Below are 13,854 nucleotides of genomic sequence, written 5' to 3'. Positions count from 1 at the left end.
TCCTCGCCTCTTTGATCGCTGCTTTCCAAAAGGGTTTTTCTCTGAATTAAAAAATAAGGTATTATATTACGTATTTTCAGACATTTTTTCATATGGATAGACTCGGCATTAACGTCGAATATCCCACTTCGGCCGCTTTTGGTGCGTGAAAAAATGATTGCGGCGTTTGCGTTTCTCGAGCCGCTCTTCGCAAAATTGATCGGCTGCCTCGATCGTCGTTATTCCTTCCGATTCAGCCCGCGCATAAATGGCGAGCAGCGTATCATAAATCGCTTTCGTTTTCGCCAACACCCGCTCTTTGTTCGCTCCGTACAGTTCATCGGCCACTTGAATGAGGCCGCCGGCGTTGACGATATAATCGGGGGCATACATGATGCCCTTTTCTTTCAACATACGGGCGTGGCGTTTGTCAGCCAGCTGATTGTTCGCCGAACCGACGACCGCTTTCACTCGCAGCTCGGCGATCGTTTCATCGTTGATGACGCCGCCAAATGCGCACGGGACGAACACATCGGCTTCGACGCGATAAATATCCGTTCCGTTCACCGGCTTGACGGACGCCCCGATTTGCTTGCCGTACGCCACGACCTCTTTGACTGCCGCTTCGTTCAAATCGCACACATACAGATCCGCCCCTTCTTCAAGCAAACGAAGCGCCACTTTTTTTCCGACTTTTCCGAGCCCTTGCACCGCATACGTTTTGCCATGCAAATGCTTGCTGCCAAACACAACATCGTTCGTCGCCTGAATGCCGTAAACAACGCCCTCGGCGGTCGGCACGGATGAGTCGCCGCTTCCGCCATACGCTTCCGGAACGCCGACGATGCAATTCGTCTCTTTCAGCGCGTGCACAAAATCGTCCGGCGTCGTCCCCATATCCGTGCCCGTGTAAAACCGGCCGCCTAATGACTCCACGAACTGGCCGAAAGCGCGAAACAATTCCGGCGATTTGTCTTTGCGCGGATCGCCGATGATCACCGCCTTGCCGCCGCCAAAATCGACATCGGCAGCCAAGCATTTATACGTCATCCCTTTCGACAGCCGAAGCGCATCGGCGAGCGCCTCTTCCGTCGTGGCATACGGATGCATCCGACAGCCGCCGAGCGCCGGCCCAAGAGCCGTGCTATGAATGGCGATGATCGCCCTTAGGCCGGTCGCTTCATCGAGACAAAACACCACCTGTTCATGTTCACGCATTTGGAAAAACAAATCCAATCTTTGTGACATGTTTGGCGATAGCATGACATTCATCGCTTCCCCTCTCCTTTGCTTCACCGCTTGAAAGCGTTTTCAAGTTAATATAACAAAAAATATTATCACGTTAAAATAACGTAATACTATTTTTATAGTAACGATGTCCATTGTTAGTATCAATCCTCTATCAACCAATTTTTCATCGCCAAAAAAAGACGCCGTTTGACAGGCGTCTTCGTTCGATCAGCGAAATAGTGTGGATAATGATTGCCACTGCGTTTTGGCTTCTGTCATCATTTGTTCAAACAGCTCGGCCACCGTTGGCACGCCATCGATGAGGCCAGCGATTTGCCCCGCGTTGATAAATCCTTCATGGAAATCGCCGAGGAGGGCGCCGCGGCGATGACGATCCTCCGATGTATATTCTTGAAACTGCTCGAGCGGCATGCCTTGCTGTTCATACTCCAGCAGCTTCTCGACATACGGCGTGCGCATGACGCGGCGGATGCGCCCGACCGAACGGCCGACAATGACCGTTTCATTTTCCTTTGCCTCGACAAGCCGCTGTTTATACGCTTCATGAAACGGCGCTTCCTTCGTGGCCACAAGCCTGGTGCCGAGCTGCACCCCTTGGGCGCCGAGAGCCAGCGCGGCAAGCAGCCCGCGCCCATCGCCGATGCCGCCGGCAGCGATGACAGGAATGCGGACGGCGCTGACGACTTGCGGAATGAGCGTCATCGTCGTCAGCTCGAGCGGCGAGTTGATTCCCGCCGCCTCATACCCCTCAGCGACGACGAGATCCGCTCCAGCCGCTTCCGCTTTTTTCGCTTGGCTGACCGAGGCGACGACGACGATCACCTTGATGCCATGTTCCGCAAAACGTGGAATCCACGGCGCCGGATTGCCAGCTGAAAGCGAAACGACCGGCACTTGATGGCGGATGACAAGTTCGGCGATCTCCGCGGCGTGCGGCGTCACCTGCAGCGGGATGTTCACAGCAAACGGACGGTTGGTGCGCCGCTTCGTTTCAATAATCAGCGCCTCCACCTCATCGGGCGTCATCGTTCCGGCTCCGATCGTTCCAAGCCCCCCGCTTCCGATACGGCGCTCGCCAGCTCGGCGTTGCTGATGTTGCCCATCCCCCCTTGAATGATCGGATAACGAAGATCAAGCAAACGACAAACATCATTCATTATATTCACACCCCGTGAAAAATACGTTATATATAAACGATACCATATTTTTTAGAAGATGCGAATGGTTGATTTATATAACGAAGAAAAAACGAACACCAATTAAACCGTATGAATTTCCTTTGAAGCCTATTTTCACCAGTGAAGACTGCCGTAAGTCAACACCGCGCCCCACAGCGATGAAAAATCGACAACGATTGGTGGGCGTCCACACCAATGATGATCGTTTGGACGACAACATGCTTCTTCCACGTTGCCGTACCGAACGTTCCATGAACGTCAAACAGGATGCACAGCTGTTGTTGCGCCGTGCATCCCGGTTCATTCCACCGATATCTCTTCCTCTTCTTTTTTGTCAAGCTCTGCCCCTTCTTGAGACACCGCTTCAAAGAAACGGCTGGCCGGTGCCGCGAGTTGTTGATAATAGTCGTTGAACAAGGCGGCCGCATGGCTTCCCATCCACTCATTCGGCAACAGCTCTTCCGGCAAGCCGGGGTCGATGAACAAAAATTTTCGGTATTCATGGACGAGCTTCGTCCGCTCGACAAAACATTCCGCGTCCGACATTTCGCCGCGCTCGATTTTATGTTTGTCAATCACATATTTTTGACTGTAGACCGCAATAAACTGCTCGTATTTTTGGTTGATCTCTTCTAAGTTCCAGCACTTTTCCACAAGCTGCTTATTCGTATGCGGTCCATCGTATTCGGCAAGAAAGAAGTCGACATACGGGCGGATGTCATACTTGTCGATCAAGTCGTACACTTGTTGCTCCAAATTATTCGGTGAAATCCAGCAGCTGTTGGAAATCGTGCCGAAACCGCTCCAAACAAGCTCCTTTCGCAGTTCATCGCGCAAATGCCGCTTATCCTCAGGAATCGTATAGATGAGAATGCGCCATTTCCCGTCCCAATGCTCGGGGCGCGTTTTGTAAATGCGCCGCGCCGCTTCTTCCATCCGCTTGACGCCGCGTTCCGTGAGCGAATAGTAGCTTTTATTGCCGCGTTTTTCCGCGCGAATCCAGCCTTGTTTGCTCATGCGCGACACCGCCGCCCGCACCGCCTGGTCGTTATGGCCGAACTCGCGGAGGAGGCGGATTAGGCTCCCGATCCAAATTTCACCGCCGTAATGGCGGATGTAGTCGCCGTAAATCGTAAAGATCATTGAGCGTGTGTTCATTGTGAATGGGCTCCCTTTATCTTGTTTTCGAAATATAATCGTAACAAACTTTTATCACGCTGGCAAGACGGACGAAAAAACAAAAGGAATAAAAAAGAGCCGCACCGCTAAAAAAGCAGGCGGCTCTCAACGGCATGCAAACATGCGGCCGCAGCTTCGGCAGCTTCATCAACTTAGGCAGACGTCATTCAACCAGACCGGCTGTATGACGGGCCGTCGTCTGAACATAACCATCCTTTCCGCCGAACGAAGACAAGGCGCTCTCACCGTTCGTCCGCGTTTTTCACAATCGTCGCGATTCCTTGGCCGACGCCGATGCACATCGTTGCCAAGCCATAGGTGACGCCGCGTTTTCGCATTTCGTAAATCAATGTCGTCAAAATGCGGGCGCCGCTCGCGCCAAGCGGATGGCCAAGGGCAATCGCTCCCCCGTTGACGTTCACTTTCGCCCGATCGAGCTCAAGCTGCCGGATGCATTCCAGCGCTTGCGAGGCAAACGCCTCGTTCAGCTCGACAAGTCCGATGTCGTCAAGCGACAACCCTGCGCGGCGCAACGCTTTGCGTGTCGCAAAAATCGGGCCTATCCCCATCACCGCCGGTTCGACGCCGGCGACAGCCGAAGTGACATAAACCGCCAGCGGCTTGAGGCCGAGTTCCTTCGCCTTCTCTGCGCTCATGACTAGCAGCGCCGCCGCCCCGTCGTTGACGCCGGAAGAGTTGCCGGCCGTCACCGTGCCGTTTTCAAACAATGGGGGCAGCTTCGCCAGTTTCTCAAGCGTCGTATCCGGACGCGGATGCTCGTCTTTATCGACGACAACGCGGTTGCCTTTTCGATCGTGATAAACGACCGGCACGAGTTCATCGGCAAACCGATTCGTTTCGATCGCTTGTTTCGCTTTCATTTGGCTTTCGTAAGCAAACTCATCTTGCGCCTCGCGCGTAATGCCGAATCGCTTCGCCACATTTTCCGCCGTTTGCGGCATGCTGTCGGTGCCATACATTTCGTGCATTTTCGGATTGATAAAGCGCCAACCGATCGTTGTGTCATACATCTCGATGTTGCCGCGCGGAAAATCGCTTGACGGTTTGGCCATGACAAACGGGGCGCGCGTCATGCTTTCCACGCCGCCGGCGATCATGATATCGGCCTCATTGGCCAAAATCGCCCGCGCCGCATAATTGACCGCATCAAGCCCTGAACCGCACAGCCGATTGACCGTCACCCCTGCGACCTCAATCGGCAGCCCGGCCAACAGCGCCGCCATGCGGGCGACGTTTCGGTTGTCCTCGCCGGCTTGGTTGGCGTTTCCAAAGACAACGTCATCAATTTGCTCGACCGGCACATTCGGATTTCGCTCGATGAGCGCTCGAATGACAACAGCCGCCAAATCATCCGGCCTGACTTCTTTTAGCGCGCCCTTGTAGCGGCCAATCGGTGTGCGCACCGCATCCACAATCACGACTTCTCTGCCCATGTTCTCTCCCTTCCTTTTCTAGCGAATCAGCTGTTTTCCCGATTCGTATAGTCATAGACGCCGCGGCCGGTTTTGCGGCCAAGCCGCCCCGCTTTGACGTATTGCTCCAAAAGCGGCGCCGGGCGGTATTTTTCTCCGAGTTTTTCGTGCAAATATTTTAAGTTGTTCAATCTCGTATCAAGCCCAACTAAATCAGCGAGCTCAAACGGCCCCATCGGGAAATTGAGGCCGAGCTTGATCGCCTTGTCGATCTCTTCGGGCGTCCCGACCCCTTCTTGCAGCATGTAAAACGCTTCATTGCCGACAAGGGCGCTGATCCGGCTCGTGACAAATCCAGGAAATTCATTGACAACCACTGTCTCTTTTCCCATTCGCTCGGCCGCTTCTTTGGCCACTTGCGCCGTTTCGTCGCTCGTCTCAAGGCCACGGATGATTTCCACAAGCTTCATTTTATGAACCGGATTGAAAAAATGCATGGCGATCACCCGCTCCGGCCGCTTCGTGAACGAACCGATTTCGGTCGGACTCATGGTGGATGTATTCGTCGCAAAATAGCACGACGCCGGTGCATGGGCGTCAATCGTCTCGAACACTTGCTTTTTCAATTCAAGCTTTTCCGGCACCGCCTCGATCACCAAATCGGCATCGCGCACAGCGGCCGCCAAATCAAGTGAATACGACAGGCGCGCCTCGGCTTCTTGCCGCTCGCTGTCGGTCAATTTCCCTCGAGCGACCGCTTGTTCAAAAATCGAAGCAATCTCCTTCTGGGCGCTCTCCAATTGTTCTTGCTTAATGTCCACTAAGGTCGTCTGGAACCCGCCGACAGCGCCGACATAAGCAATGCCTCTCCCCATCACGCCGCTGCCGACGACAACAAGGCGTTCGATCATCGTCTTCCCCCTCTCCTGCTTTCGCATATGACGGCTGATGCATCAAGCCGGCGTGCCTTTCGCCAAGCAGCGGACGCCGTCAAATGAATGGGCACCCCATCACGAGCGACGGGGTGCTCGGCAAACGAGCGGGCGTGTCTCTCCACGCTTGCCCTAACCGGCTCTTGCCTTCAAGGGCGGCAAACTGAACGTTGCTTCCAAGGACGCGACCCGCTCTCGTATAGTAGCAAACGCAAAACGGAGAAAATCTTAGACGCCAAACGGATTAAGCGGACGCGGACCGTAATACGACAGCACGCTTTTCGTTTCTGTGTACAAATCAAGCGCCTCGACAGACAGCTCACGCCCAAATCCGGACTGTTTGTAGCCGCCAAACGGCGTGCCTGGGAAAGCGGAGAATGGGCTGTTGACCATGACAATGCCGGAGCGCAGCTGTTTCGCTACGCGAACGGCGCGGCCATGATCTTTCGTCCAAATCGCGGCGGCCAGTCCATAGTCGCTGTCGTTCGCCAATTCAATGGCTTCGGCTTCATCGCGGAATTTCATCACGACGACAACCGGTCCAAAAATTTCTTCACGAACCGCTTTCATTTGATGGTTCACGTTCGTCAAAATCGTCGGTTCATACCAGTAACCGTTTTCAAACCCAGCGACAACTGCCTCTTTTCCCCCGGCGGCGACCGTCGCTCCGTCGGCGACAGCCGATTGCACGTATTCGTCAATCACTTCCAGCTGCCCGCGGCTGATGATCGCCCCAACATGCGTGCCGGCATCAAACGGGTCGCCGAGTTTCAGCTGCTTCGTTTTGGCCACGAACGCTTCCATAAACGCGTCATAGATGCTTTCATGCACATACAAGCGGGAACGCGCCTCGCACGATTGGCCGCTGTTGTAGAAAATGCCGAACAATGAGCCGGCGACAGCGGCTTCTAAATCAGCGTCCGCAAACACAAGGCTTGGCGATTTGCCCCCCAGCTCGAGCGTCACCCGTTTTAATGTTTTCGACGCCTTCTCCATAATTTCCTTCCCCACCGGCGTCGATCCGGTAAACGCCACTTTGTCGACGAGCGGATGTTCGACCAAATAGTCCCCAACTTCCGCTCCGGCGCCCGTCACCACATTGACGACCCCTTCCGGCACGCCGGCCTCATGGCAAATTTCCGCCAGCACAAGGCAGGTGAGCGGCGTCAGCGACGCCGGTTTAACGACGACCGAGCATCCAGCGGCAATGGCAGGCGCGATTTTCCAAGCCGCCATCATGAGCGGATAGTTCCAAGGAATGATTTGGGCGCACACACCGACAGGCTCTTTTTCTGTATAGTTGTGAAACGCGCCCGGCATCGGGTTGACCGCCCCGCGGTGCCCAATGATCGCCCCGGCGAAAAATTCAAAGTCTTCAATCGCCTGCATCACTTGCCCTTGAGCAGCCGACAACGCTTTGCCGGTATTCAAAATTTCCAATTCCACCAATTCATTAAAACGTTCGCGCATGATGGCCGCAATTTGGTACAAGATGCGCGCCCGTTTTTGCACCGGAAAATGACGCCATTTCCCACGGTCAAACGCTTGCCTTGCCGCCTGCACCGCCCGTTCGGCATCCTCGCGCGTCCCTTTGGCGACGCGGGCGACCGGTTCGCCAGTGGCCGGATTGGTCACCACAAATGTTTCGCCCGAGGCGCTTTCGACCCGCTCCCCGTTCACAATCAAATGATAGAAATCACGTTTGGTCGGCATCGGTTCCATTTTCTTTTGTTTGACAGTCGCCATCGTTTTTTCCCCCTTGCTTAGTTTCCTTGGAATAGAGGTTTTCGTTTTTCAAAGAACGCCTTGACGCCTTCGCGGTGGTCGGATGTCAATCCCGCAATGCGCTGGCATTCCGCTTCCCGTTCGAGGTAGCGGTCAAACGTCGTTTCCTCGCTTTCGCGAAGCAGCCGTTTGATGAGTCCAATCGCCTTCGTTGGCATGGCAGAGAGCCGCTCGGCAAACTGCTTTACTTCCTCCTCCCAATCAGAGAGAGGAATCACCTTTGTCGCCAGTCCGAGCGCAGCTGCTTCCTCGGCGGTCACTTTTTCCCCGAGCACCGCAAGCTCAAGCGCCTTCGCCCTCCCGACAAGACGCGGCAAATAGTAGAGATGGCCCGCGTCCGGCACAAGACCGACGTGAATAAACGCGGGAGCGAAACTCGCCTTTTCCGAGAGAAGCCGGAAATCACACGCCAGCGCCAAGCTCATGCCCGCGCCGGCCGCCGCCCCGTTCACCGCTGCGACAACCGGTTTTTCAAGATGATGAAGCGTTTTCATCATCGGCGCGTATCGGGAGCGCAACACGTCGCCATGGTCCATTTCTTCCGTCACGCCGCTCAAATCTTCCCCCGCACAAAACGCCCGGCCGGCGCCTGTGATCACCACGCAGCGGACGTTTGGATCCGCCCCTGCTTGTTTTAGCGCCTTTGTCACTTCCGCATTCATCTGCTCCGTAAACGCATTGAGCTGATCAGGGCGGTTGAGCGTCAGCCAGGCGACTTGTCCCTTCACTTCATAACGGATCGTTTCGTACATCGAACGCCCCCCTTATTTTCCTTGGAAGCGCGGCTTTCGTTTTTCGAGGAATGCCGCCATTCCTTCTTTTTGGTCTTCCGAGGCGAACAATAGGTAAAAGTTTTTCCGCTCAAATTGCATGCCTTCATACAGCGGATAGTCGACCGCTTTCTGCACCGCCTCTTTGATCAGCCGGAGAGCCAAAGGCGGCTGTTCAGCGAGACGCCCGGCCAGCCTCATCGTTTCTTCCATTAAAAGCTCCGGGCTGACGACGCGGTTGACAATCCCCAGCTGCTCGGCTTCTTTCGCCGACATACGCGCCCCAGTCCAAAGCCACTCGAGCGCCCGCTTCGGACCGATGAGCTTTGTCAGCCGCTGCGTGCCTCCCGCACCTGGCATGACGCCAAGGTTCACTTCTGGAAAGCCAAATTCGGCCGCCGACGACGCGACAATCAAGTCGCACGAAAGCGCCAGCTCAAAACCTCCCCCTAGCGCCAACCCGTTCACAGCGGCGATCATCGGCGTTTTCACGATGGACAGGCGATCCCAATCGGCAAACTGGTTCAGCCACTCAAGACGAATGGGGTCATCTTTTGCCATCTCTTGAATATCCGCCCCAGCCGCAAACGCCCGTCCACGCCCGGTCAACACAATGACACGCACCTTCTCATTCCGATCAAACGCTTCCACTGCCGCAACGATTTCCGCCACCATTTGACGGCTCAGCGCATTCAATACATCAGGACGGGCGAGCTCGATGATGCCGACCGCTCCCTCTTGACGCGCCGCAATGGAAACAAACTCACTCATGTTCCACTTCCTCACCGACCATAAAGGTGACGAGGTCGCCGGCAAATGACATGACATCTTTTGCCGATGCCTTCGCTTCTTTCGTTTTCATCGCCTCTTGAAACGCCTCTTGACTATCGTAATACATTTCACACAACAAATAATACTCGCTTTCCGTCCCCATCGGAGTCCCCGTAATTTTCGTCACCTTGATTTTTCGGAGGCCAGGAATTTTTTCCGTCAACGGCACATGCGTCCCATAATAATGGGCGTCAAACTGCTCCTTATCTTTCGGCTGTTTGTACAAGGCGATCATTTTAAACATCACGAACGTCCCCTTTCCCTTTTCTTATCCTGAAATTAATACGGGCTTCATCGCCTCAAACGGATTTTTGCATTGTTTGCAGTAGAAAATGCTGCGGCAGGCGGTCGGGCCAAACAAATTTTCCATGACGGTCCGCTCCGCCCCGCAATATGGACACGCCACTTGCCATGCCCCTGACGGCATTTGCCGCGGCGGCGGAGCGATGCCAAACTGCTTCAGCCGCTCCCGTCCGGCTTCGCTGATCCGGTCGGACGTCCACGGCGGATGGCGGAGAAACTCAACCGTCACCGCCGAGGCCCCTGCTTGCTTCACCGCTTCCTCAACCCGAGTGCGGATGATATCAAGCGCCGGACACCCGAGAAACGTCGGCAGCAGACAGACCGAGACCGCTCCATCCCGAACGTCAACCTGTTCCACCATCCCAAGATCGACAATGCTAATCGAATGAATTTCTGGGTCTTTCACCGTTTCTAACGCTTTCCAAACCTCTTCATTTGTCATGGTTCTCCCTCACAGTTTCCAACCCGCTGCCGTTTTCCCGCTTGGGCTGCCTAGTGCCGCCAATGCTGCGCCGTTTTGCTCCTTCAACAAACACTTCGCCGTCACAAAGAGGCGTCATGCCCAACGCCGCACGTTGGCCAACAGCGGCGCGGACATTACCATATCGCATGCGGGACGGCGCGGTATACTTCTGACAACGTCGCCAGCGCTTCGTCCAAATCCGGCGTATGTTCGCCGTTGCGGCCGTTGCCATGTTTCATGCCAAACGGCATCGGCCAATCAAGCCCCACTTCGGCAAACGCCGGCGCCAGCGCGGCAATCGTGTTTTCCGTCAGCACCTTTTCCTCATCAATCAGCCCCCACCGCACCATTTCCGTTCCTTTCGCCCCGAGCGTCAATACGCCGGCAAAATCAGCGGCCACATCCTGAATGGCTTTGGTCATTCGCGTCCGCGCTTCCAAAGGGGCATTCGTCAGCTGGACAAACCACGTATGCCAATGAAGCAAATGGTAGTGCAGCTCTACTTGAATTTTCGCTGCCACTTCCGCGAGCGGGGCATAGCTGCTTTTGGTCAGCGACTCGAGACGGACGCGCTTCGCCTGCGTATAAAAATATTGGCGAACAACGGTAAACGCCCAATCATAGCGAGGCTCACGCAAATAATGCCCCGGGCCGTTCGCCCGTTCGAGCAAAACCGCATTGCGCCGGGCCGAAGCCGGACGTGCGTGCGCCAGTTCGTCGGCTGATCCACAGCCAAGATCTTCAAGCAGCTGATAATACATGGCCGCATGCCCCATCGTATCTTGGCTGATGGAAGAAAACGCAATATCCTCCTCGATATGCGGCGCCAACCCAAGCCATTCCGAGCCGCGGTAGGCAAGCAAAAAATCATCATCCGCGAGCTGAAACAATAGCTCGACAAGCGCCTCTTGACCGTCTGGATGGAAGTGAATCGGTTTTTCGCTCATCGCCGAATCTCGCCTTTCCATGACAAAATTTCCTTCTCGTCAAGCACGTTTTGCTCATATTTGCGCCATCGTTTCTTTAAATCCCCATATCCTCGCGTCAACCGGTAATCTTTGTTGTCAAGCCGCTTGAGCGCTGCTTTTTCCTCCTCACTCATTCGCCGGATATAGTCCCGCTTCACGACCCAAAGGTCCGCGACCGGCTCGCGGCGCATAAAGTTTTCCTGCGCCATCACGAGCGCGATCTCCTCATTGGGGGCAAGCAGACTGAATTGATGCTGCATCGGCGCATCCGGCGCTTTGCGGCTGAACACTTCAAACACTTGATAAAATCCTTGTTCTTTCCCCGCCATGGCCATCCCTCCTCATCCGGCCGTCCGTACGGCGCTGAGCGCCTCCCGCACCCACGCGTTCTGCTTATACGCCGTCCGCCGAAGCTCAAGCCGCTCCTGCGACTTCGGCCCGTTGTTGCGGATGATTTCTTTAAACCGCTCCCAATCCGGCTGCCGGTAAATCCATTGACCCTTCTCTTTGTCAAAATGCATTGTCTCATCAGGAATCTTCAGTCCGAGCGCCCAAATGCGCGGCACATATTTCGTAAAGAAGTCTTGGCGCAGTTGTTCATTCGTTTTCGTGCGGATGCGGTATTTGATCGTGATGTCTTGCTTCGAAGTTCCCGTCGTATCGGCCGTCGGCGGGCCAAAAAACATGAGCAACGCCTCCCACCAACGGTTGAGCGCCTCTTGCAGCATCTCTTTCTGCTCCTTCGTCCCTTCGGCGAGCGCCAAAATGATGGACTCGCCGTGCTGGGCGTGAAACACTTCCTCGGCGCAAATGCGCTTCAGCGCCCGCGCGTACGGTCCGTATGAGGCATCCAGCATGTTCGTCTGCGTCATAATCGCCGCTCCGTCGACGAGCCAGCCGATCAACCCGGCGTCCGCCCATGTCGGCGCTGGCATATGAAACACGTTATGAAACTTCAACCGTTCGTTCAATAAATCTTCGATAATATCTTCCCGCGTTTTGCCGAGCGGGGCCATCAAATCTTCCGCCACCCGAAGCAGCAGCTGGCCGTGCCCCATCTCATCCTGCACTTTCGCCATGATGCCAAGCTTGCGGCGCAGCGACGGCGCTTTCGGCACCCATTCTTTTTCCGGAAGCGCTCCCATAATTTCACTCACCGCATGCATCGCAATGAGCTTGATCAGCGTCACCCGATACTCATCCGGCATCCAGTCATCGGCTTCGATTTTTTCCCCCGCCTCGATGCGCTGCATAAACCGTTCGTATTTCTCCTCATCTGACAGGCGGGTGAACGTCATCATAGCCGCCATCCCCCATCCACCTCTCGTTTAAAATATATAACGTTTGTTTAACGTTATTATATTTTAATGTCATATATTTTGCAATCGTTTTTTTCTCTATCAGATGGATTGCGGCGCTTCAAGATGGCGGCGGTCAACGATGCGAACCGCTTTCCCTTCCGAGCGCGGGAGCGTTTTCGGCGAATGGAGACGGACGTCAATCGAAATGAGACAGTGCGTTTTCAACAATGACTGAATGCGCCGGGCAAGCAGAGCGGCCTGCTCGCTTTGCAAATCTCCGCCGACCTCGCTGTAAAAACGATCGGTCACTTCCGCATGCAGCTCGAGCGCTTCCAAATGGCCGTGGCGGAGACGATGCAGCTGATAGTGCGGAGCCAGTTCCGAGACGCGAAGCAGATGGTGCTCAATTTCCGACGGGAACACATTGACGCCGCGGATGATGATCATATCATCAACCCGCCCCTTGACCCGCGACATGCGCGCCGTCGTCCGCCCGCAAGCACAACGCTCTCTCGTCACGGAAGCGATATCGCCTGTCCGGTAGCGGATGACCGGGAACGCCTCTTTCGTCAAGCTCGTAAAAACAAGCTCTCCTTCTTCCCCTTCCGCCACCGGCTCGAGCGTTTTCGGGTCGATCACTTCGACAAGGAAATGGTCCTCGGCGATATGGAGGCCGTTTTGCGCTTCATGGCACTCCATCGCCACCCCCGGGCCGATCACTTCACTCAGTCCGTAAATATCACATGCCTTCATATCAAACGTCTCTTCAAGCGTGCGCCGCATTTCCTCGGACCACGGTTCCGCACCGAAGATGCCGTATTTCAGCGATGTTTGCCGCGGATCTTTGCCCAGTTCTTTCATCCGCTCGGCAATGTTCAATACATAGGACGGCGTGGCGCAAATGACGGTCGGCTGAAAGTCTTCAATGATCATCACTTGCCGGTCGGTGTTGCCTCCGGATACCGGCACCGTCACCGCCCCAAGCCGCTCGCTGCCATAATGCAGCCCGAGCCCGCCGGTAAACAGCCCGTATCCATAAGCGTTGTGAATCACATCTCCCGGTTTCCCGCCGGCGATGACAATCGCCCGCGCCACAATGTCGGCCCAGCGCTCAATGTCCTGCTTCGTGTAAGCGACCACCGTCGGTTTGCCGCTTGTGCCGCTTGAAGCGTGCACACGGACGCATTGGGAAAGATCGACCGCGAGCAAACCAAACGGATAATGGTCCCGCAAATCCCGCTTTGTCGTAAACGGGAGTTTGCGTACATCCTCAAGCGTGCGAATATCCTCCGGCTTCACTCCCTTTTCATCAAACCGTTGCCGGTAAAACGGCACCCGCTCATACACACGCTCCGCCGTCGCCCGCAGCCTCACAAGCTGGATCGCCTCCAGTTCGCTGCGTGCGGCCGTCTCAATGTCATGCAAAATCATCGTTTCCGCCCCCTCTTTTAAAGCGCTTTCATAAAAATGGAAAATACAAA

13 protein-coding genes and 1 pseudogene are annotated in these 13,854 nt (G+C 55.1%); all 14 read right to left on the bottom strand.

Going from position 1 to position 13,854, the window contains the following annotated elements; all coding sequences use genetic code 11:
- Nucleotides 1–108: 108 nt before the first annotated feature.
- Entirely contained in the window at nt 109–1,251 is a 1,143-nt protein-coding gene (locus tag ACVX3G_RS10430; RefSeq protein ID WP_014196077.1) for a Leu/Phe/Val dehydrogenase, read from the bottom strand.
- Nucleotides 1,252–1,437: 186 nt separating this feature from the next.
- A pseudogene (locus tag ACVX3G_RS10425) lies at nt 1,438–2,387 on the bottom strand (NAD(P)H-dependent flavin oxidoreductase).
- 321 nt (nt 2,388–2,708) lie between these two features.
- On the bottom strand, nt 2,709–3,566 hold the full coding sequence (paaX, locus tag ACVX3G_RS10420; RefSeq protein ID WP_025039180.1) for a phenylacetic acid degradation operon negative regulatory protein PaaX: 858 nt from the start codon (nt 3,564–3,566) through the stop codon (nt 2,709–2,711).
- Between the two features lie 263 nt (nt 3,567–3,829).
- Nucleotides 3,830–5,041 carry an acetyl-CoA C-acyltransferase gene (locus ACVX3G_RS10415; RefSeq protein WP_011231521.1) on the bottom strand — a complete coding sequence of 404 codons (1,212 nt, stop codon included), beginning with the start codon at nt 5,039–5,041 and terminating at the stop codon, nt 3,830–3,832.
- 26 nt (nt 5,042–5,067) lie between these two features.
- Entirely contained in the window at nt 5,068–5,931 is an 864-nt protein-coding gene (locus ACVX3G_RS10410) for a 3-hydroxyacyl-CoA dehydrogenase (RefSeq protein WP_021321741.1), read from the bottom strand.
- Between the two features lie 249 nt (nt 5,932–6,180).
- The gene (locus tag ACVX3G_RS10405; protein ID WP_011231523.1) at nt 6,181–7,698 is read right to left on the bottom strand and encodes an aldehyde dehydrogenase family protein; all 1,518 of its coding nucleotides are present in this window, start codon (nt 7,696–7,698) and stop codon (nt 6,181–6,183) included.
- A 17-nt stretch (nt 7,699–7,715) separates the two neighbouring features.
- Nucleotides 7,716–8,489, bottom strand: a complete 774-nt coding sequence (locus ACVX3G_RS10400; protein WP_074043191.1) for an enoyl-CoA hydratase-related protein — start codon at nt 8,487–8,489, stop codon at nt 7,716–7,718.
- A 12-nt stretch (nt 8,490–8,501) separates the two neighbouring features.
- Nucleotides 8,502–9,278, bottom strand: a complete 777-nt coding sequence (locus ACVX3G_RS10395; protein ID WP_011231525.1) for an enoyl-CoA hydratase/isomerase family protein — start codon at nt 9,276–9,278, stop codon at nt 8,502–8,504.
- Nucleotides 9,271–9,582, bottom strand: a complete 312-nt coding sequence (locus ACVX3G_RS10390) for an EthD family reductase (RefSeq protein ID WP_011231526.1) — start codon at nt 9,580–9,582, stop codon at nt 9,271–9,273. Before ACVX3G_RS10390 ends, ACVX3G_RS10395 begins: the two co-directional genes overlap by 8 nt.
- A gap of 24 nt (nt 9,583–9,606) precedes the next feature.
- On the bottom strand, nt 9,607–10,083 hold the full coding sequence (paaD, locus tag ACVX3G_RS10385; RefSeq protein ID WP_011231527.1) for a 1,2-phenylacetyl-CoA epoxidase subunit PaaD: 477 nt from the start codon (nt 10,081–10,083) through the stop codon (nt 9,607–9,609).
- A gap of 155 nt (nt 10,084–10,238) precedes the next feature.
- Entirely contained in the window at nt 10,239–11,072 is an 834-nt protein-coding gene (gene paaC, locus ACVX3G_RS10380) for a 1,2-phenylacetyl-CoA epoxidase subunit PaaC (protein WP_011231528.1), read from the bottom strand.
- Nucleotides 11,048–11,401 carry a 1,2-phenylacetyl-CoA epoxidase subunit PaaB gene (gene paaB / locus ACVX3G_RS10375; RefSeq protein WP_011231529.1) on the bottom strand — a complete coding sequence of 118 codons (354 nt, stop codon included), beginning with the start codon at nt 11,399–11,401 and terminating at the stop codon, nt 11,048–11,050. The genes paaC and paaB overlap by 25 nt, the downstream gene beginning before the upstream one ends.
- Before the next feature lie 12 nt (nt 11,402–11,413).
- Entirely contained in the window at nt 11,414–12,382 is a 969-nt protein-coding gene (gene paaA / locus ACVX3G_RS10370; RefSeq protein ID WP_011231530.1) for a 1,2-phenylacetyl-CoA epoxidase subunit PaaA, read from the bottom strand.
- A 90-nt stretch (nt 12,383–12,472) separates the two neighbouring features.
- A complete protein-coding gene (gene paaK / locus ACVX3G_RS10365; RefSeq protein ID WP_456307829.1) occupies nt 12,473–13,804 on the bottom strand; it encodes a phenylacetate--CoA ligase PaaK in 1,332 nt (443 codons plus the stop codon).
- Between the last annotated feature and the right edge of the window lie 50 nt (nt 13,805–13,854).

The organism is Geobacillus sp. PLS 41 (assembly GCF_056494105.1).
This window is presented reverse-complemented; position numbering and strand designations above follow the sequence as displayed.